Origin of the sequence: Streptomyces sp. NBC_00647 (genome assembly GCF_045207245.1) — a bacterium.
Classification (GTDB): domain Bacteria; phylum Actinomycetota; class Actinomycetes; order Streptomycetales; family Streptomycetaceae; genus Streptomyces.
On sequence record NZ_CP109040.1, the window covers coordinates 6,730,065 to 6,748,653 of the forward strand.

The 18,589-nt window shown below is 69.9% G+C and carries 17 protein-coding genes; 7 read left to right on the forward strand and 10 right to left on the reverse strand.

The features are described from left to right. Positions 1–179: 179 nt before the first annotated feature. From mctP to OG788_RS29740, 3 genes are all read right to left on the reverse strand, one after another. Positions 180–1,790, reverse strand: a complete 1,611-nt coding sequence (mctP, locus tag OG788_RS29730) for a monocarboxylate uptake permease MctP (protein ID WP_351552816.1) — start codon at positions 1,788–1,790, stop codon at positions 180–182. Beyond that, complete coding sequence (locus tag OG788_RS29735; RefSeq protein ID WP_406374434.1) at positions 1,787–2,050, reverse strand: DUF3311 domain-containing protein; 264 nt, start codon at positions 2,048–2,050, stop codon at positions 1,787–1,789. Before OG788_RS29735 ends, mctP begins: the two co-directional genes overlap by 4 nt. A 202-nt stretch (positions 2,051–2,252) precedes the next feature. Next, positions 2,253–3,017, reverse strand: a complete 765-nt coding sequence (locus OG788_RS29740) for a GntR family transcriptional regulator (RefSeq protein WP_351552819.1) — start codon at positions 3,015–3,017, stop codon at positions 2,253–2,255. A gap of 427 nt (positions 3,018–3,444) precedes the next feature. Here OG788_RS29740 and OG788_RS29745 point away from each other — a divergent pair, with 427 nt between their 5' ends. From OG788_RS29745 to OG788_RS29760, 4 genes are all read left to right on the forward strand, one after another. After that, positions 3,445–4,728, forward strand: a complete 1,284-nt coding sequence (locus OG788_RS29745) for an extracellular solute-binding protein (protein WP_266762593.1) — start codon at positions 3,445–3,447, stop codon at positions 4,726–4,728. 146 nt (positions 4,729–4,874) lie between these two features. Beyond that, positions 4,875–5,861 carry a sugar ABC transporter permease gene (locus tag OG788_RS29750; RefSeq protein ID WP_351552822.1) on the forward strand — a complete coding sequence of 329 codons (987 nt, stop codon included), beginning with the start codon at positions 4,875–4,877 and terminating at the stop codon, positions 5,859–5,861. Next, positions 5,858–6,733, forward strand: coding sequence for a carbohydrate ABC transporter permease (locus tag OG788_RS29755; RefSeq protein ID WP_351552825.1), 876 nt, complete (start codon positions 5,858–5,860; stop codon positions 6,731–6,733). The genes OG788_RS29750 and OG788_RS29755 overlap by 4 nt, the downstream gene beginning before the upstream one ends. 8 nt (positions 6,734–6,741) lie before the next feature. Next, positions 6,742–8,472: a glycoside hydrolase family 3 protein gene (locus tag OG788_RS29760; protein ID WP_406374435.1), complete on the forward strand. Its 1,731-nt coding sequence runs from the start codon at positions 6,742–6,744 to the stop codon at positions 8,470–8,472. Positions 8,473–8,564: 92 nt separating this feature from the next. Here the strand turns inward: OG788_RS29760 and nagB are convergent, their stop codons facing one another. Further along, positions 8,565–9,350, reverse strand: coding sequence for a glucosamine-6-phosphate deaminase (gene nagB / locus OG788_RS29765; protein WP_406374436.1), 786 nt, complete (start codon positions 9,348–9,350; stop codon positions 8,565–8,567). A 596-nt stretch (positions 9,351–9,946) separates the two neighbouring features. Between nagB and OG788_RS29770 the strand changes: the two genes are divergently transcribed. Further along, the gene (locus tag OG788_RS29770) at positions 9,947–11,422 is read left to right on the forward strand and encodes a PAS domain-containing sensor histidine kinase (RefSeq protein ID WP_351552834.1); all 1,476 of its coding nucleotides are present in this window, start codon (positions 9,947–9,949) and stop codon (positions 11,420–11,422) included. Positions 11,423–11,679: 257 nt separating this feature from the next. On the opposite strand, the gene OG788_RS29775 is transcribed toward OG788_RS29770, so the two are convergent. Together OG788_RS29775 and OG788_RS29780 are read right to left on the reverse strand one after the other, a co-directional pair. Beyond that, entirely contained in the window at positions 11,680–11,937 is a 258-nt protein-coding gene (locus tag OG788_RS29775) for a WhiB family transcriptional regulator (RefSeq protein WP_006380970.1), read from the reverse strand. 318 nt (positions 11,938–12,255) lie between these two features. Next, complete coding sequence (locus OG788_RS29780) at positions 12,256–13,224, reverse strand: diacylglycerol kinase family protein (RefSeq protein WP_351552837.1); 969 nt, start codon at positions 13,222–13,224, stop codon at positions 12,256–12,258. 171 nt (positions 13,225–13,395) lie between these two features. Here OG788_RS29780 and OG788_RS29785 point away from each other — a divergent pair, with 171 nt between their 5' ends. Continuing rightward, positions 13,396–13,848, forward strand: coding sequence for a hypothetical protein (locus OG788_RS29785; protein WP_406374437.1), 453 nt, complete (start codon positions 13,396–13,398; stop codon positions 13,846–13,848). A 7-nt stretch (positions 13,849–13,855) separates the two neighbouring features. On the opposite strand, the gene OG788_RS29790 is transcribed toward OG788_RS29785, so the two are convergent. From OG788_RS29790 to OG788_RS29800, 3 genes are all read right to left on the reverse strand, one after another. Further along, positions 13,856–14,995 carry an RNA polymerase sigma factor SigF gene (locus OG788_RS29790; protein WP_406374438.1) on the reverse strand — a complete coding sequence of 380 codons (1,140 nt, stop codon included), beginning with the start codon at positions 14,993–14,995 and terminating at the stop codon, positions 13,856–13,858. Next, positions 14,992–15,405, reverse strand: coding sequence for an anti-sigma regulatory factor (locus tag OG788_RS29795; protein WP_054228129.1), 414 nt, complete (start codon positions 15,403–15,405; stop codon positions 14,992–14,994). The genes OG788_RS29790 and OG788_RS29795 overlap by 4 nt, the downstream gene beginning before the upstream one ends. 284 nt (positions 15,406–15,689) lie before the next feature. Next, on the reverse strand, positions 15,690–15,950 hold the full coding sequence (locus tag OG788_RS29800; RefSeq protein WP_351552846.1) for a UBP-type zinc finger domain-containing protein: 261 nt from the start codon (positions 15,948–15,950) through the stop codon (positions 15,690–15,692). 60 nt (positions 15,951–16,010) lie between these two features. Here OG788_RS29800 and OG788_RS29805 point away from each other — a divergent pair, with 60 nt between their 5' ends. Beyond that, positions 16,011–17,606, forward strand: a complete 1,596-nt coding sequence (locus OG788_RS29805) for a Na+/H+ antiporter (protein WP_406374439.1) — start codon at positions 16,011–16,013, stop codon at positions 17,604–17,606. Here OG788_RS29805 and OG788_RS29810 read toward each other — a convergent pair. Further along, on the reverse strand, positions 17,588–18,529 hold the full coding sequence (locus OG788_RS29810; RefSeq protein ID WP_406376884.1) for a 1-aminocyclopropane-1-carboxylate deaminase/D-cysteine desulfhydrase: 942 nt from the start codon (positions 18,527–18,529) through the stop codon (positions 17,588–17,590). The genes OG788_RS29805 and OG788_RS29810 overlap by 19 nt on opposite strands. Between the last annotated feature and the right edge of the window lie 60 nt (positions 18,530–18,589).

Sequence of the window (18,589 nt, forward strand, 5' to 3'; positions counted from 1 at the left end):
ACATGTTGTGTCGGGTCGGCATCGGAGAGCGCTACGGAGTGTGCTGGAGCGTCAACTCGTAGGTGAGCGGCCGGAGGTCGTCGGGCCGCGTACGAGGGCCTCGTCGCGCCCGCCCGGCACGGCGACGGGCCGCCGGATTCCCTCCCGGCGGCCCGTCGTCCGTGGTGCGTGACCTGTGGCTAGTGGCTCGCGCCCGCCGTGGCCGGGGGGAGCTCCGTCTCGACGCCGGGGTCTCCCGCGTCGGCCGTGTAGTCCCCGGGCGACGTCTCGTCGATGCCGTCGGGAGCCTTGAACGCCCGCAGGGCGAAGGTGAGGACGACGGACACGGCCACGTTCAGGAGGAACGCCGTCAGGCCGATGTAGCCGATCTCCCCGATGCCGGGGATCTCCTTCGAGCTGCCGCCGAAGTGCTTCTGGGTCGGCGACGCCACCCCGTAGGCGGCGATCGTGCCGTAGAGCATGCCGACCGCCCAGCCGCCGAGCAGCGCCCAGCGGTGGAACCAGCGGGTGAACAGGCCGCCGACGAGCGCCGGGAACGTCTGCAGGATCCAGATGCCGCCGAGCAACTGGAAGTTGATCGCGACGGTCTTGTCCATGGTCAGGACGAAGACCAGCGCGCCCACCTTCACCAGGAGCGAGACCAGCTTGGAGACCTGGGTCTCCTGCCGCGGGGTCGCGTCCGGCTTGATGAAGTCCTTGTAGATGTTGCGGGTGAAGAGGTTCGCGGCCGCGATGGACATGATGGCCGCCGGGACGAGTGCCCCGATGCCGATGGCGGCGAAGGCCACGCCCGCGAACCAGTCCGGGAACATGTTCTCGAAGAGCTGGGGGATCGCGAGCTGTCCGTTCTGCACCTTCACGCCGGCCGCGATCGCCATGAACCCGAGCAGGGCGAGCAGGCCCAGCATCAGCGAGTACAGCGGCAGGATCGTGGTGTTGCGCCGGATCACCTCCCGGCTGCGGCTGGACAGCGTCGCGGTGATCGAGTGCGGATACATGAACAGCGCCAGCGCCGAGCCGAGCGCGAGGGTGGCGTACGTCCACTGGCCCGCCTCGGCGGGGACGAGCCCGCCGGCGCCCGCGGCCGTGTACTTGTCGCTCGCCGCCTTGAAGATCTCGTCGAAGCCGCCCAGCTTGATCGGGATGTAGATGATGGCCACCGCGATCACGATGTAGATCAGGGTGTCCTTCACGAACGCGATCAGGGCGGGGGCCCGCAGGCCCGAGGAGTAGGTGTACGCGGCCAGCACGCCGAAGGCGATGAGGAGCGGCAGGTCCTTGACGAACCAGTTGGTGCTCTCGCCGCCGCCCACGCCCATCACGTCGAGGACGGCCTGGATGCCGACCAGCTGGAGCGCGATGTACGGCATGGTGGCCAGGATGCCGGTGACGGCCACGGCGAGGGACAGGCCCTTGGAGCCGTAGCGGCCGCGCACGAAGTCCGAGGTCGTCACATAGCCGTGCTTGTGGGAGACCGACCAGAGGCGGGGCAGGAAGGTGAAGATCAGCGGGTAGACCAGGATCGTGTACGGCACGGCGAAGAAGCCGGCCGCGCCCGCCGCGTAGATCGCCGCCGGTACGGCGACGAAGGTGTACGCCGTGTAGAGGTCGCCGCCGAGCAGGAACCAGGTCACCCAGGTGCCGAAGGACCGGCCGCCCAGGCCCCATTCGTCGAGGCTGTGTTCGTTGTCGGCCCTGCGCCAGCGCGCGGCCAGGAAGCCCATGACCGTGACGGCCAGGAAGAAGAAGACGAAGACGCCGAGGGCGACGCCGTTCACACCGTCGTTCATGCTCCGGCACCTCCCTTCGCGGAGGCGCGGGCCCGCTGGTCACGCTTCCACAGCTGGAACGCGGTCACCGTCAGCGCCGTGGAGAGGACCACCCACAGCATCTGGTACCAGTAGAAGAACGGGATGCCGATGAAGGCCGGGTCGGTCTTGGCGTAGGAACCGACCCACAGCATCGCGACGAAGGGCGCGAGCAGACACAGGGCGATCACCGCACGGACCGGTGTCACCACCGGTGGTTTCACTTCGGGCAGGTCTGACATGGGTCGGCTCCGTCCCCTCATCGATCACCTGGGTAACGCGCAGGCAATCTAGGCGACGGTTCCGCTTTAGGGAACCCCCCGTCGGACGGCGGGTGTGGAGGGTTCGTGAGGGTGCGCGCGGGGCCCCTCATCAGGAGCGGAACCCCTCGGGGGGGTACGGATCCTGACGGCCCGTCCGGGCCCGCGCGCCACCCCGCGCGGATCAGTCCTGCGGGCGCTTGAGGCGGGCGACGAACTTGTACCGGTCTCCCCGGTACACCGACCGCACCCACTCCACCGGCTCGCCCTGCCGGTCGATCGAGTGGCGGGAGAGCATCAGCATGGGCAGGCCCACATCGGTGCCGAGCAGTCCGGCCTCGCGCGGGGTCGCCAGCGAGGTCTCGATGGTCTCCTCGGCCTCGGCGAGATGGACGTCGTAGACCTCGGCGAGCGCGGTGTAGAGAGAGGTGTACTTGACGAGCGACCTGCGCAGGGCGGGGAAGCGCTTGGCGGAGAGGTGGGTCGTCTCGATGGCCATCGGCTCGCCGCTCGCGAGGCGCAGCCGCTCGATGCGCAGCACCCGGCCGCCGGCCGAGATGTCGAGCAGGCCGGCGAGGGCGTCGTCCGCCGTGATGTAGCCGATGTCCAGCAGCTGCGAGGTGGGTTCGAGGCCCTGGGCGCGCATGTCCTCGGTGTACGAGGTCAGTTGGAGCGCCTGGGAGACCTTCGGTTTGGCGACGAAGGTGCCCTTGCCCTGGATGCGTTCGAGGCGGCCCTCGACGACCAGCTCCTGAAGGGCCTGCCGCACCGTGGTGCGCGAGGTGTCGAACTCGGCGGCGAGGGTCCGCTCGGGCGGTACCGGCGTACCGGGCGGCAGTGTCTCCGTCATGTCGAGCAGGTGCTTCTTGAGGCGGTAGTACTTGGGCACGCGCGCGGTACGGATGGGCGCCCCACCCTCGTTCTCCGCACTGCTGACGTCGGTGCTCATGCTCTGCCTTCCCGGCTCCGGATGCCGAAGCGACCGACCTACCGTCGGCCACGGCTCACATCGTGGCACGGCTTGACGTGCGAGTGTCCCCCGCACGCTCCGTGATCCCCTCTATATACCGTCGACGTACCCGTTGGTCTAGTCCATCGCGCGCAGACGGCCGCGTGGGCGACTCCGCGGGCGGCCCTTCCGTGGGCCCTGAACAGGCCCACTGTTTATGCCGCTTACCTACTTAAAGGTCCTTGCATATGTAGGTCCCATAACGGACGACTGGACGGGCTTACACACCCTTGACACCCCTCTAGGTCTAGGCCAAGCTCCCCGTACTGGTCTACACCATTGGTCCAGTCCCGGCCCCACGGGCGGTACACGGCGTTATGTCACCGCGGGGAGCAGGGGGGTTTGTGGCATCCCTGAGGAGGGTGGCGTGAAGCGCAAGCTGATAGCCGCGATCGGTATCGCGGGCATGATGTTCTCCATCGCGGCGTGCGGGAACGACGACAAGTCCGGGGGGTCGGACAAGGGCGCGGACGCCAAGGAGCTGACCGTCTGGCTCACGGTCGACGCGCAGAACAACTGGCCCGAGCTGGTCAAGGCGGCCGACGCGGCGATCAAGGCGAAGCACCCCGGCATCAAGATCAACCACGAGTACTACGGCTGGCCGGACAAGAACACCAAGCTCGACGCCGTCCTCGCCACCGACAAGGCGCCCGACGTGGTCGAGATGGGCAACACCGAGATGCTCGGCTACATGGTCAAGGGCGCCTTCGCTCCCCTGGACACGGCCAAGTTCGAGAACTCGGACGCCTGGCTGGACGGCCTCAAGGCCTCCGTGACGTACGACGGCAAGACCTACGGCGTGCCGTACTACGCCGGTGGCCGCGTCGGCAACTGGCGCAAGGACCTCGCCGCCTCCGTCGGCGTGAAGACCCCGCCGAAGACGTACAAGGAGCTCACCTCCGCCCTGGACAAGATCCAGAAGAAGCAGGGTGACAAGTTCAGCGCCTGGTACCAGCCCACCCGCGACTGGTACGCGGCGATGTCCTTCGTCTACGACGCCGGCGGCTCCATCGCGAAGGAGGAGGGCGGCCAGTGGAAGGCCAACCTCTCCTCGCCCGAGTCGGTCAAGGGCCTCACCGAGTTCAAGAACGTCGTCGACACCTACATGCACGGCGACAAGACCAAGGACGAGTCCGACCGCTACATCGTCTACGGCCAGGGCAAGTCCGGCATGATCTTCGGCGCCGCCTGGGAGGGCGCGACCGCCGAGGACCCGAAGAGCGACAAGACCGGCAAGCTCAAGGGCAACCTCGAGAACTTCGTGATGCCCGGCCCGTCCGGCAAGAACCTCCCGGTCTTCCTGGGCGGCTCCGACCTCGCCGTCCCGGTGAAGTCGAAGGCGCAGGCCGTCGCCGCCGAGTGGATCAACGCGTTCACCGGCGCCAAGGGCCAGAAGGGCCTGATGGGCAAGGGCAACCTGCCCAACAACAAGACCGACCTCGCCACCCTGAAGAACGACCCGGCGACGGTCGTCCCGGCCACCGCGGCCGAGTCCAACTGGTTCGTCCCGATGGCGCCGGGCTGGGGCCAGGTCGAGAAGGCCCAGGTCCTGCAGACCATGCTGCAGAGCATCGGTACCGGCAAGAAGTCGGTCGAGGACGCCGCGAAGGAAGCGGACGCCAAGATCGACAAGGTCATCAACACCAAGTGACCTGAGCGCGGGGCCCCGTCGGTCCTCCTTCGCGGAGGGGCGGGGCCCTGCCTCCCGTACGGCCCGGCCCGGGGCTCGTCCCCGCGGCGCCCGGCCGTACGGGCCTTCGCTTTCGTACGACCTGAGGGACCGCTGAGGAGCGCGCGATGAGTGCCGCAGACACGACCACCCCCGCCAAGGTGCCGCCTCCGCGGCAGGCACCGCCACCGGCCGTCCCCAAGGCGCCACGCGTCAAGCGGACCTCGGGCAGGACGGCGGCCCCCTGGGCCCTGCTCGCCCCGTGCCTGCTGATCCTCGCGCTGGTCCTCGGCTATCCGCTGGTGCGCCTGGTCACGCTCTCCTTCCAGAAGTTCGGGCAGTCCCAGCTCTGGGGCTTCCAGCCGGCCGAGTCGGTCGGCTTCGACAACTTCTCCAAGGTGCTCGGGGACGGCGAGTTCTGGGCGGTGGTCGTCCGGACGATCTTCTTCGCCGGCGGGGCCGTCGTCTTCACGATGGTCATCGGCATGCTGATCGCGCTGCTCCTCCAGCGGGTCTCGGGCTGGGTCAAGACGCTCATCAACATCGTGCTGGTGGCGAGCTGGGGCATGCCCATCATCGTGGCCACCACGGTCTTCAAGTGGCTCTTCGACTCCGACTACGGCGTTTTCAACGCGCTGCTCAGCAAGCTCCCCGGCGTCGACATGATCGGCCACAACTGGTTCGCGAGCGGCCCGCAGGGCCTGACCGTGATCATGCTCCTGGTCGTCTGGGGCGCGGTGCCGTTCGTCGTCATCACGCTCAGCGCGGGACTCACCCAGGTGCCCGCGGAGCTGGAGGAGGCCGCACGGCTCGACGGCGCGGGCGCCTGGGGCGTCTTCCGCTATGTGACGCTGCCGATCCTCAAGCCGATCATCGTGATGCTCACGACCCTCTCCGTCATCTGGGACATGGGTGTCTTCCCGCAGGTCTTCGTCATGCGCAACGGACACCCCGAGGCCGAGTTCCAACTGCTCACCACGTACTCGTACGACCGCGCCTTCGTCGTCAACGACTACGCGCAGGGATCGGCGATCGCCCTGCTGACCGTGCTGCTGCTGCTGGGCGTGGTCGCCGTGTACATGCGTCAGATGCTGAAGATCGGAGAGGTCGAATGAGCGCCGTCGCCACGCCCGGGCGTGCGTCCGCCGCGGGGCGGAAGTCCTCCGGGCCCCGCAAGTCCAAGCTCGGCTGGAACCTGCTCGGCCTGCTGGTCTTCCTCACCGCGGGCTTCCCCGTCTACTGGATGTTCAACACGGCCTTCAAGCCGGCCAAGGACGCCATCGACCCCGACCCGAGCCTGTTCCCGACGGGGCTGACGCTCGACAACTTCCGCCGCGCGCTGGACATCGCCGACTTCTGGGGCCCGGTGGGCCGCAGCCTCGTCGTGTCGCTCGCCGTGGTCGTGATCGGCATCGTGGTGGGGATGCTGGCCGCGCTGGCCATCTCCCGCTTCGCCTTCCGCGGCCGCAAGGTCGTGATCGTCGGCATCCTCGCGGTCCAGATGGTCCCGCTGGTCGCCATGATCATCCCGGTCTTCCTGCTGCTGAACGACCTCGACCAGTACGACAAGCTCTCCGGTCTGATCATCACGTATCTGACCTTCATCCTCCCCTTCACGGTGTGGACGCTGCGCGGCTTCATCGTCAACATCCCGAAGGAGCTGGAGGAGGCGGCGATGGTCGACGGGTGCAGCCGCACGGGCGCCTTCATCCGCGTGGTCTTCCCGCTGCTGGCTCCCGGCATGGTCGCGACGTCCGTCTACGCCTTCATCCAGGCGTGGAACGAATACCTCTACGCCCTGATGCTGATGAGCCAGAAGAACCAGACCGCCACCGTCTGGCTCGGCAATTTCACCACCAAGCACGGAACCGAGTACGCCCCGATGATGGCCGGATCCACCATGATGGCCGTGCCGATCGTCGTCCTGTTCCTCCTTGTCCAGCGCAAGATGGCCGCGGGTCTGACCGCGGGCGCCGTGAAGGGATAACCCTCCCGATGACGACATTCGCCAGTGGTACCACTGCGTCCAATTCAAAGGACGGCCTGACGCGCGACGCCCTCACCGTGCTGCAGCCCGGCTTCACCGGGACCACGGCGCCGGACTGGCTGCTCCGCCGTCTCGGTGAAGGCCTCGCCTCCGTCGGCCTGTTCGGCCGCAACATCGCCTCGCCCGAGCAACTGGCCGCCCTGACGGCCCAGTTGCGCGTCGAACGCGACGACGTCCTCGTCGCCATCGACGAGGAGGGCGGCGACGTCACCCGCCTGGAGGTGCGCACGGGTTCGTCCTTCCCGGGCAATCACGCGCTGGGCGCCGTCGACGACGTGTCGCTCACCGAGGACGTCGCCCGCGAACTCGGCCGCCGGCTGGCCGCGTGCGGAGTGAACCTCAACTGGGCGCCGTCCGCCGACGTGAACTCCAACCCCTCCAACCCGGTCATCGGCGTACGGTCCTTCGGCGCCGACACCGACCTGGTGGCCCGGCACACGGCCGCCTACGTCACCGGCCTCCAGGCCGCCGGCGTCGCCGCCTGCACCAAGCACTTCCCCGGCCACGGGGACACCGCGGTGGACTCCCACCACGCCCTGCCCCGCATCGACGCGGACCTGTCGGTCCTCCAGTCGCGCGAGCTCGTCCCGTTCCGGGCCGCGATCGCCGCGGGCAGCCGTGCCGTGATGAGCGCGCACATCCTCGTCCCGGCCCTGGACCCGGACCGCCCGGCCACCCTCTCCCGCCGCATCCTCACGGGCCTGCTGCGCGAGGAACTCGGCTACGACGGCCTCATCGTCACCGACGGCATGGAGATGCAGGCCATCTCCGCGACGTACGGCATCGAGCGGGGCAGCGTGCTGGCCATCGCGGCCGGAGCGGACGCCATCTGCGTCGGCGGCGGACTGGCGGACGACGACACCGTGCGCCGCCTCCGCGACGCCCTGGTCTCCGCCGTCCGTGCCGGCGAACTCCCCGAGGAACGCCTCGCGGACGCGGCGAACCGGGTGCGGGCGCTGGCCGAGTGGACGGCCACGGCCTCCGCGGTCTCCGGGACCGCCACGGCCACCTCCGGCGCGACGGCCGGGACCGCGGCCGGAGCGACCCCGGCCGGGCCGCGCGCCGTGGTGACCGGCGGGAGCGCCACCGCCCCCGAGGCGCACCACACGAATGGCTTGAACGGTTCGAACGCTTCGAACGCCACGAGCGCCTCGAACGGCACGGGCGGTTCGAACGCTTCGAACGGCTCGGGCGGCTCGCTCGGTACGAGTGGCTCGAACGGCACGGGCGGAGCCGTCGATGTCGGCCTGGTCGCCGCCCGGCGCGCGCTCACCGTGACCCGCTCGGCGTCGTACACACCGCTCACCGGCGCCCCCTTCGTCGCCGCGCTCACCCCGGTCGCGAACATCGCCGTCGGTGACGAGACCCCCTGGGGGGTGGCCGCCGAGCTGGCCCGGCTGCTCCCCGGCACCGAGACCGGCAGCTTCACCGGCGAGGACGCGGGCTCCTCGGCCCTCGCCGCCGCCGGGAGCCGCCCGGTCGTCGCCGTGGTCCGGGACGAACACCGTCACCCCTGGATGGCGGCCGCCCTCGACTCGCTCCTCGCCGCCCGCCCGGACAGCGTTGTCGTCGAGATGGGTGTCCCCCAGTCGGCGCCCCGCGGCGCCCTCCACATCGCCACCCACGGCGCCGCACGGGTCTGCGGCCAGGCGGCGGCCGAGGTCATCGCGGGGGAGTAGGACGCAGGGCCCCTCGGGCCCGACATGCCGGTGCCCGGCCTCCCCTGGGGAGGCCGGGCACCGGCATGTGTACGTCGACCGACCGGCGGGCTCTAGATGCCCTGCCAGTCCGGCTTGGCGGCGAACGTGTGGCGGAAGTAGTCCCCGAGCTTCAGCTTGGACGCGGCGGCGTCGTCGACGACCACGGTCGCGTGCGGGTGCAACTGCAACGCCGACGCCGGGCAGACCGCCGCGACCGGCCCCTCGACCGTCGCCGCCACGGCGTCCGCCTTGCCCTCGCCGGTCGCGAGCAGCACCAGGTGCCGCGCCTCCAGGATCGTGCCGATGCCCTGCGTGATGACGTGGTGCGGCACCTGCTCGATGTCGCCGTCGAAGAACCGGGCGTTGTCCACCCGGGTCTGCTCGGTCAGCGTCTTGATCCGGGTCCGCGAGGCGAGCGAGGAGCACGGCTCGTTGAAGCCGATGTGCCCGTCCGTCCCGATCCCCAGCAACTGGAGGTCGACCCCGCCGGCGGCGGTCAGTGCCTTGTCGTACGCCTCGCACGCGGCCTGGACGTCCGTCGCGGTGCCGTCGGGCCCCATGAACGCGCCCATGCCGAGGCCCAGCGGTTCGAGCACCTCACGGCGCAGCACGGAGCGGTAGGACTCGGGGTGCTCGGCCGGCAGCCCCACGTACTCGTCGAGCTGCGCGATGCGCGCCTGTGAGGCGTCCACGGCACCGGAACCCACTCGGGCCGCCAGCGCCTCGTAGATGGGCAGCGGCGTCGAGCCGGTGGCCACGCCGAGCAGGGCGTCGGGCTTGCGCCTGAGCAGTTCCGCCATGGCCTGGGCGATCAGCTCGCCGCCTGCCTTGGCGTCCGGGACGATGACAACTTCCACGCTGGGCCTGCCGATCTGGAGAGGGGACTCAGGGGACTCAACTGGAACCCGAAGGGCATGTGGTATAGACCAATCTAGCAGAGCGTCACCCTTCCGTCGCCCCGCCGGGCCAGGGCGCGCTTCCATTGCACCCCGGGGAAGGGGGCCCGCGCGTCCGGACCGCCCCGGACGTGCTCATCCGGTAACTCCCCCCGTTCGGGAACCGAAGCGGGATAGTCTGATGGGTGCTTCTGGTGTTGGATAAGCGGACAACAAAGAGCATCAGCGGGCGCACGGGCTGCGGACACATGGACGCGGGACCATGGTCTAGTCCACAATGCTTTGAGAAACTGAACAAGCCTCCGTCTTCCCCGCACAGGAAGGCGGACCGAGGAACCGGCGCTCTCTGCCCTGACTGCTCCGGCTCCTCTCCTCGGCCGACCGGGACCGCACACCCCACGGCCGATGTTGCTCCGGGCTGCGGTGCCGGGAGGGTTGAGGGTCCCTCCCAGGCGCCGCGGCCCGCGGGTGTTTCCGGGGCCCTGCGGCGCCCCTGGGGGCCCCACGCGGGTGGCTGATTTCGGGACCTGTCGGATCCTCCGGGTACGCTCGCACACGTGCCCTCCATGAACGACCTCGTACGCCAGCACACCGCCCTCGGTGATTCCGATCTCGAGTGGCTGCATCTGCTGGTCTCGGAGTGGCAGTTGCTCTCCGACCTCTCCTTCGCCGACCTCGTGCTGTGGGTTCCCACGCGCGACGGCACCCGCTATGTCTCGGTCGCGCAGATGCGCCCCAACACGGGGCCCACCTCGTACCAGGACGACATGGTCGGCCATCTCGTCCCGCGCGGCCGCCGCCCCCTGCTGGACGCGGCGCTCGACGAGGGCCGGATCGTGCGCGAGGGCGACCCCGAGTGGCGCGAGGAGGTCCCGGTCCGGGTCGAGTCCATTCCCGTACGCCGCGAGGGCCGTGTCCTCGGCGTCATCGCCCGCAACACCAACCTGCTCACGGTGCGCACCCCGAGCCGCCTCGAACTGACGTATCTGCAGAGCGCCTCCGACCTCGCGCAGATGATCGCCGCCGGCTCCTTCCCGTTCCCCGACCAGCAGGTCGACATGGACGCCTCGCCGCGGGTCGGCGACGGACTGATCCGCCTCGACGCGGACGGCATCGTCCAGTACGCCTCACCGAACGCGCTCTCCGCGTACCACCGGCTGGGCCTGGCCGCCGACCTGGTGGGCTGCAACCTCGGATCCACGACCGCCGAACTCGCCCCGTCCCGGGGTCCGGTGGACGAGGCGCTGTCCAAGGTCGCCAGCGGCTGGGCGCCCCGCGAGTTCGAGATCGAGAGTGCCGAAGGCGTGATCCAGCTGCGCGCGATCCCGCTCAAGCCCAAGGGAACCCGCGTCGGTTCCCTCGTCCTGCTCCGTGACGTCACCGAACTGCGCCGCCGCGAGCGCGAGTTGATCACCAAGGACGCCACCATCCGGGAGATCCACCACCGGGTGAAGAACAACCTCCAGACGGTGGCTGCCCTGCTGCGTCTCCAGGCCCGCCGCATCGACTCGGACAGCGGCCGGGAAGCCCTGGAGGAAGCCGTGCGCAGGGTCGGTTCGATCGCGATCGTGCACGAGACGCTCTCCCAGAACCTGGACGAGCGGGTGGAGTTCGACGAGATCGCCGACCGGGTGCTCGCCATGGTCGCCGAGATCTCACCCGGAAAGGTCACCGGCCGGCGCACCGGACGCTTCGGCATCCTGGACGCCGAGGTCGCGACCCCTCTCTCCATGGTCCTCACCGAGATCCTCCAGAACGCGCTGGAGCACGGCTTCCGCGAGGGCGACCGGGGCACTGTCGAGGTCTCCGCGGTGCGCGGCGGCACCTCCAAGGACGCCCGCCTGCTGGTCACCGTCCAGGACGACGGGGTCGGACTGCCCGAGGGCTTCGACCCGCACCGCTCGGGCAACCTCGGCCTGCAGATCGTACGGACGCTGGTGGAGGGCGAGTTGGGCGGCACCTTCGACATGGTGGCCGCTCCGGAGCGCGGCACCCAGGTGCTCCTGGACATCCCGGTGGTCGTACCCAAGTAGCGGGGGGACAAATGCCCGCACAAGTGGCCGACGGGCAGGGGTAGTCGATGCCCATGGATGCCCGTCACTCACTGTGACCGACGCCGGACGCCAGGGGCGCCGGACGCGAACAGCAATGAGCCCCGGACCACCAGGTGGTCCGGGGCTGAAAGCTCGTTGCATCAAGCGCATCGGGGTACTGCGCGCTGCGGCTCGGGGGCGGGAGTTGCGTACTCGCTGTACGCGCCGCCAAGCTCAGGCTCGTGCGGGGTGGAACGTCAGGCGGTGGCCTGACGAGCTCGGTTGCGGGCGGCACGGCGCTTCATTGCGCGGCGCTCGTCCTCGCTGAGGCCACCCCAGACGCCGGAGTCCTGGCCGGACTCGAGCGCCCACTGCAGGCACTGCTCCATGACGGGGCAGCGGCGGCAGACGGCCTTGGCTTCCTCGATCTGCAGCAGCGCAGGACCGGTGTTGCCGATGGGGAAGAAGAGCTCGGGGTCTTCCTCGCGGCAAACGGCGTTGTGACGCCAGTCCATGGCTGCTACCTCTCCTTGGTATTACATGCACGTTGCTTGTGAATGTGAACGCTTTCACGAATCCCTCAACAAGTGAAGGGCCGACAACCAGACGGACTGGTGTGGTCCTGTGATTTGAGGAGGGGTTCCGGTGCTCTGTGGGGCCGATGTTGCGGGCCGTCCCGAGCGCCACGTAGAGACTCGCAAACCTCAGCGGCGGATACAACCCCTTCCAGAAAGTTTTTTTTGATTCCTCGGTGTCGGCTGAGTCACAGCCGTACTTCCATGGGGTGGACCCTGGTCTAAACGTTCGAGTGAAAGGAGTTTGGCCCCTTCCGCTCACACAATCACACGCAGTGCACGGCGTACGCCTGTGAACGTCACGCTAGTACGCAGTCCGAGATGGTCGCCGTCCATCTGAAGGGGCAGTGGCACCTTCGAATGCAAGGTGAAGTCCGTCAGGTCATGCAGAGAGACGGCGTGCTTGCCCTGGGGGCCGCGTTCGGGGGACGAAGTGAGCAACTGGGTGGCATACCGGGCAACCGAGGCCGTCGACATGCGGCTGAGGGCGAGTACGTCGAGTCCGGTATCGAACGAGGCCTTAGGCGCCGCGTACACCGGACGATTGCCGAGAAACGTCCACGGCGCGGTGTTGCAGATGATCGACAGGACCAGATCGGTGACCGGGTCCGCGCCGGGACGCTCCAGCGTGATCGTTCCGTGCCGGCGGTGAGGTTCGTCCAAAAACTGGCGTACCACTTGGCGGAGATACAGCGCATGGGTGGAGCGCCGACCGCGTTCGCGCTGCTGTTCGACCCGCCCCACCACCCCCGCGTCGAAGCCGAGACCGGCGCAGAAGGTGAACCAGCGGGAGGGTACGGCCTCGTCCTCCGTGCCGGGAGTCCCCGCGGCGAGGCCGAGGCCTACCGTGCGCTCGCGCTCCTCGCGCAGCGCGTCCAGCAGGGCGCCGGTCGCCTCCACGGCGTCGTTCGGCAGGCCGAGGGCGCGGGCGAAGACATTGGTGGAACCGCCGGGGACCACGGCGAGGCGGGGGAGGTTTTCCGGGTCGGGGCCCCGGTGGAGAAGACCGTTCACGACCTCGTTGACCGTGCCGTCCCCGCCGAGGGCCACGACCAGGTCTATGTCGTCGCTGTCCGCGGCCTGCCTGCCGAGGTCCCGGGCGTGCCCGCGGTACTCGGTGGTGACCGCCTCCAGCTTCATCTCACTGGCCAGCGCGTGGATCAAGACGTCACGCGTCCGCGCACTTGTGGTGGTTGCTGCCGGATTGACCACGAGAAGTGCGCGCATGCGAAGCAGCGTACCTACTGGGTGGTACTCGGCCCAGACCGAGGTAGGGATCGAGTAAGAGGTTCCGGGGTCAGCAGGGACGCGGCGACGGACCGGCGCGAGCCCCGGGACCGGGCCGTAGGCGGCCCCCGGGGCACCGGGCGGCCCGGGGGTGACGGCTACTCTTCAGGAGTGAGCCGTGAGCAGAATCCCACCCCCGACGCCCCCCTCGCCGAACCCCGTCCCGGGCGGCTGACCGCCGCGGCGGCGCTGGCCGCGCTGGAGGGGACCGCCCTCGTGGCGGGCGGTGTCTGCGTCCTCGTACTCGGACTCACGGGCGACCCCGACAGCCGGCAGCAGGCCGTCACCGGCGGCGTCACGCTGATCGTGCTCGCGCTGCTGCCGCTGCTCGCCGCGCGCGGACTGCTGCTGCGCCGCAGCTGGAGCCGGGGCCCGGCCGTCATCACCCAGATCATGGCGCTGCCGGTCGCCTACACCCTGCTCCAGGCCGACAGTGTCGCGATCCCCGCCGGCATCGCCCTCGCGGCCGTCGCGGTGGCGAGCCTGGTGCTGCTGCTGAACCCGGCAACGACACGGGCCCTCGGCATCCGAGGGCCCGGCGGCGACGTACAGGACGAGAAGTAGGCGGGTCTCACTCCTCGACGAGGAGTTTCTCCCGCAGCTGGGCGAGAGTGCGGGCGAGCAGTCGCGAGACGTGCATCTGCGAGATGCCGACCTCCTGCGCGATCTGCGACTGCGTCATGTTGCCGAAGAAGCGAAGCAGCAGGATCCGCTTCTCCCGGGGAGGCAGGTCCTCCAGGAGCGGCTTCAGCGACTCCCGGTACTCGACGCCCTCCAGTGCCTCGTCCTCGGCGCCCAGGGTGTCCGCGACGGCCGGGGACTCGTCGTCCGTGTCGGGGACGTCCAGGGACAGCGTGGAGTACGCGTTGGCGGACTCCAGGCCCTCCAGGACCTCCTCCTCCGAGATGGCCAGCTTCTCGGCCAGCTCGTGAACCGTCGGTGAGCGGCCGTGCAGCTGGGAGAGCTCCGCGGTCGCCGTGGTCAGAGCCAGCCGCAGCTCCTGGAGGCGACGCGGGACGCGCACCGCCCAGCCCTTGTCGCGGAAGTGCCGCTTGATCTCGCCGACCACCGTCGGGGTCGCGTACGTCGAGAACTCGACGCCGCGCTCCGGGTCGAACCGGTCGACCGACTTGATCAGCCCGATCGTCGCGACCTGGGTGAGGTCGTCCAGCGGCTCACCGCGGTTGCGGAAGCGGCGCGCGAGGTGCTCGACGAGCGGCAGATGCATGCGGACCAGCTGATTGCGCAGCTCCGCGTACTCGGCGCTGCCGTCCTGCAGCTTGCGCAGCTCGATGAACATCGCCCGGGCCCCGCTGCGGTCGTGGGGATCGTGCTGGATGTGCTGGGCGCTCGGCCCGTGCTGGATCGGCTGGGCGCTCGGCCCGTGCTGCGCGCCCTGCACGTTCTGCTCCGCGTTTCGCTCGTGCTCGCTCATAGTCCCGCCCGTCACCATTCCCCGAGCTCGCGGCTCTTCCCCCATGTCCTCGGCTGCGCTCGAACCGGGGGGACCTCCCCGGACGGGGGAGGAGACCCCCAGCTGCGCTGCGGCTGCCGAGGAGACGCCGTTCTCCGGATGCGGCCGGGCCTGTTCGGGGATGCCGTCGACGCCGTCCGCCGTGTGCCGCGGCCCGCCCGGGCCGTCGGCGCGCTCCGCGGGAGGCTCCCGTGTGCCGCGCTCTTCGTCACGCACCGGCCCGTCCCCGTTCCTCACGCCGGCCCGGGTCCCGCGCCGCGCTGTTTGTAGAGGCTGATCGAAACGGTCTTGTCCTCGGCGACGGTGGAGTCGACCTTGCCCGCGAGGGCGGACAGGACGGTCCACGCGAAAGTGTCACGTGACGGAGCGTGACCGTCCGTGGTCGGCGCCGAGACCGTGACCTCCAGTGAGTCGTCGATGAGCCGGAAGACACAACTGAGCACCGAACCGGGGACGGCCTGCTGCAGCAGGATCGCGCAGGCCTCGTCCACCGCGATGCGCAGGTCCTCGATCTCGTCGAGGGTGAAGTCCAAACGGGCTGCCAGCCCGGCCGTGGCCGTGCGCAGTACCGACAGGTAGGCACCCGCGGCCGGCAGCCGGACTTCCACGAAGTCCTTCGTCGCGGGCTCGCCTGCGATCTGGGACACCCTCACCTCCATGGTGGTACAAGCTCATTCGAGCTCTTTCGGGGGCCGAGGGTCGCCCCCCGGGGTAACGCGCTACGTCGTTCAGCGGTGACGCTACCGCGCTCCCGACTTTCCTGTCCTGGGGACCCCGCCCCTTGCTGTCACTCATAGTAAGCCTATGAGTACGGACAGTGGCTAGGGGTCTGCGGCCCCAAATAGGAAGAGCGCGCGCCGGGTTGACGTACCCAGACGTCAGACGGTCGAACCGTCCGGATCCTGAGTCACACGCGCACGTGATCCACGGCTCAGACGAGTACGTGGTCCACGAAACACCAACGCCAGTTCTCCCCCGGCTCGAACGTGCGCATGATCGGATGCCCGGTGTCCTTGTGGTGCCCGGTCGCGTGCCGCAGCGGTGAGGAGTCGCAACAGGCGAGATGCCCGCACTCCAGGCACAGCCGGAGCTGCACCGGGTGGGTGCCGGCCGCCACGCACTCCTGGCAGGTCTCGCTCCGGGGCTCGGGTTCGGGCTGCGGCAGCGCGTCGGCGTGCGTGCACTGTTTCATGATTGCCAGGTTACGTCGGGCGTGCGGAATGCCGCGCGAAAATGAGGGCGGGCGAAGACGATGCACGTGTTGCCACTGTTGTTGCTGGTCGCGGGGAGCGCGGCGGTCGCCGGCGTCGCCCGCCGTACTCCGGTTCCGGCGCCCCTGCTGCTCGTCACCGTGGGCCTGATCGTCTCGTACATCCCCGGGGTGCCCCCGTACGAACTCGACCCCGAAGTCGTCCTCCCGCTGCTGCTGCCCCCGCTGCTGTACACGGCGGCCACCGACAGCTCCTACCTCGACCTGAGGGCCCAGCTGAGGCCGGTCGCGCTCCTGTCCGTGGGCTACGTCCTCTTCGCGACCCTCGTGGTCGGCTGGGTCGCCTATCTGCTCGTGCCGAGCCTGCCGCTGACCGCGGCCCTGGTGCTCGGCGCGGTCGTCGCGCCGCCGGACGCGGTGGCCGCGACGGCGGTGGCGCGCCGGGTGGGGCTGCCCTCTCGGATCACCACCATCCTGCAGGGCGAGTCCCTGGTGAACGACGCGACCGCGATCACCGCCTACAAGGTGGCGCTCGCCGCGGCGGTCGGCGAGGGCGCGACCTGGGCGGGCGGCGTCCGCGAGTTCCTGCTCGCGGCGGTCGGCGGGGTGTTCGTCGGACTCGTCCTGATGATCCCCATCCACTGGCTGCGCACCCACATGAACGAAGCGCTCCTGCAGAACACCCTCTCCCTGCTGATCCCCTTCGTCGCCTACGGCGTCGCCGAGCAGTTCAACGCCTCCGGGGTGCTCGCGGTCGTCGTCGTCGCGCTCTACCTCGGACACCGCTCCTGGGAGGTGGACTTCGCGACCCGGCTCCAGGAGGAGGCGGTCTGGAAGATGGTCGCGTTCATCCTGGAGTCCGCGGTGTTCGCGCTGATCGGTTTGCAGCTGCCCGTCGTCCTGAAGGGCCTCGGGGCGTACGAGGGCACGACCGCCGCCTGGTACGCGATCGCCCTCTTCCTCGTCGTCGTCGCGGCGCGCTTCGTGTGGGTCTACCCCGCCACCTTCCTGCCCCGCATCTTCTCGGCGCGCATCCGCGAACGCGAGGACAACCCCACCTGGAAGGCGCCGTTCGTCATCGGCTGGGCCGGCATGCGCGGCGTCGTCTCACTCGCCATCGCCTTCTCCATCCCGCTCACCGTGCACGGCGGCGACGACTTCCCCGACCGCAACCTGATCCTCTTCCTGACCTTCACCACCGTCATCGGCACCCTGGTCGTGCAGGGCCTGACGCTGCCCCCGCTGATCCGGCTGCTGAAACTTCCGGGCCGCGACACCCAGGCCGAGACGCTCGCCGAGGCCAACGCCCAGGCACAGGCCTCCCGCGCCGCCGAGCAGCGCCTCGACGAACTCCTCGCCGACGAGCGCAACGCGCTGCCCCCGCCGCTCGCCGAACGCCTGCGCACCGTCCTGGAGCGGCGCCGCAACGCCGTCTGGGAGCGCCTCGGCGCGGTCAACCCGGTCACCGGCGAGACCGCCGACGACACCTACCGCCGCCTCTCCCGCGAGATGATCGGCGCCGAGCGCGAGGTCTTCGTCAAGCTGCGCGACTACCGCTACATCGACGACGAGATGCTGCGCACGCTGCTGCGCCGACTGGACCTGGAGGAGGCGGCGGCCTACCGGGAGGCGGCCTGAGGCGCGGCTCCCGCGGCGGGGAACGGCGCTCCGGTGATCACCGCCGCCACCGTCGTGCCCCGCGGGAACGCGCCCTCCTCGGCGAGGGCGACAAGTCCGTACAGCATCTTGGCGACATAGAGACGTTCGACCGGCAGCCCGTGGCGCTGCTCGAAGTCCTCGGCGAAGGCGTCGAGTTCGGGAGTGGTGCGGGCGTAGCCGCCGAAGTGGAATCGGTGGTCGAGGGACCAGGTTCCGCGCCGGGCGCCGAAGGCGGCCGTCTGCAGGGCCCTCGTGTCGGCGTCGAGGAACCCGCCTCCGACGACCGCGACACCGAGGGCGCGCCGGCCGAGTGCGAGGCCCGCGGCCAGGCCCGCGAGGGTGCCGCCGGTACCGCAGGCGACGGCGGCCACGTCGATGTCGCCGTGGTCGCGCAGTTCCTCGCCGAGCGCCCGGCAGCCGCGTACGGCGAGGGCGTTGCTGCCGCCCTCGGGCACCACGTACGCGTCCTCGGTGTCCGTCGAGCCCAGGATCCCGGCCAGCGTCCGCGGCTCCGTCTTGTGGCGATAGGTCGACCTGTCGACGAAGTGCAGACGCATGCCGTCGGCGGCGCAGCGGGCGAGCGAGAGGTTGAGGGGGCGGTCCGCCAGCTCCTGGCCGCGGACCACGCCGAGGGTGGGCAGGCCCAGCAGGCGGCCGGCCGCGGCGGTGGCGCGCAGATGGTTCGAGTACGCCCCGCCGAAGGTGACCAGGGTGCGGCCCGCCGCCGCTTCGAGGTTCGGCGTCAGCTTGCGCCACTTGTTGCCGATCAGCTCCGGGTGGATCAGATCGTCCCGCTTCAGCAGCAGACGGACGCCGTGGCGCGCGAAGCGCGCGTCCACGGCCTCCCGGACCGGCGACGGAAGCCGCGGCCGGGGTCCGGCCGGGCCGAGCGCTCGGGGCATGCCCGGCGCGCCGTGGGCGGCGGCGGGATCCGGGGCGTCGGGGCTGGTCACGCTCTCATT

Excerpts from the sequence above, each read along its gene's own strand:
- OG788_RS29780 (WP_351552837.1), bottom strand. The coding sequence starts at position 13,224 with ATGCGCGCACTTCTCGTGGTCAATCCGGCAGCAACCACCACAAGTGCG.
- OG788_RS29775 (WP_006380970.1), bottom strand. The coding sequence starts at position 11,937 with ATGGACTGGCGTCACAACGCCGTTTGCCGCGAGGAAGACCCCGAGCTC.
- OG788_RS29740 (WP_351552819.1), bottom strand. The coding sequence starts at position 3,017 with ATGAGCACCGACGTCAGCAGTGCGGAGAACGAGGGTGGGGCGCCCATC.
- OG788_RS29760 (WP_406374435.1), top strand. The coding sequence starts at position 6,742 with ATGACGACATTCGCCAGTGGTACCACTGCGTCCAATTCAAAGGACGGC.
- OG788_RS29755 (WP_351552825.1), top strand. The coding sequence starts at position 5,858 with ATGAGCGCCGTCGCCACGCCCGGGCGTGCGTCCGCCGCGGGGCGGAAG.
- OG788_RS29800 (WP_351552846.1), bottom strand. The coding sequence starts at position 15,950 with ATGAAACAGTGCACGCACGCCGACGCGCTGCCGCAGCCCGAACCCGAG.
- OG788_RS29750 (WP_351552822.1), top strand. The coding sequence starts at position 4,875 with ATGAGTGCCGCAGACACGACCACCCCCGCCAAGGTGCCGCCTCCGCGG.
- OG788_RS29810 (WP_406376884.1), bottom strand. The coding sequence starts at position 18,529 with ATGCCCCGAGCGCTCGGCCCGGCCGGACCCCGGCCGCGGCTTCCGTCG.
- OG788_RS29805 (WP_406374439.1), top strand. The coding sequence starts at position 16,011 with ATGCACGTGTTGCCACTGTTGTTGCTGGTCGCGGGGAGCGCGGCGGTC.
- mctP (WP_351552816.1), bottom strand. The coding sequence starts at position 1,790 with ATGAACGACGGTGTGAACGGCGTCGCCCTCGGCGTCTTCGTCTTCTTC.
- OG788_RS29735 (WP_406374434.1), bottom strand. The coding sequence starts at position 2,050 with ATGTCAGACCTGCCCGAAGTGAAACCACCGGTGGTGACACCGGTCCGT.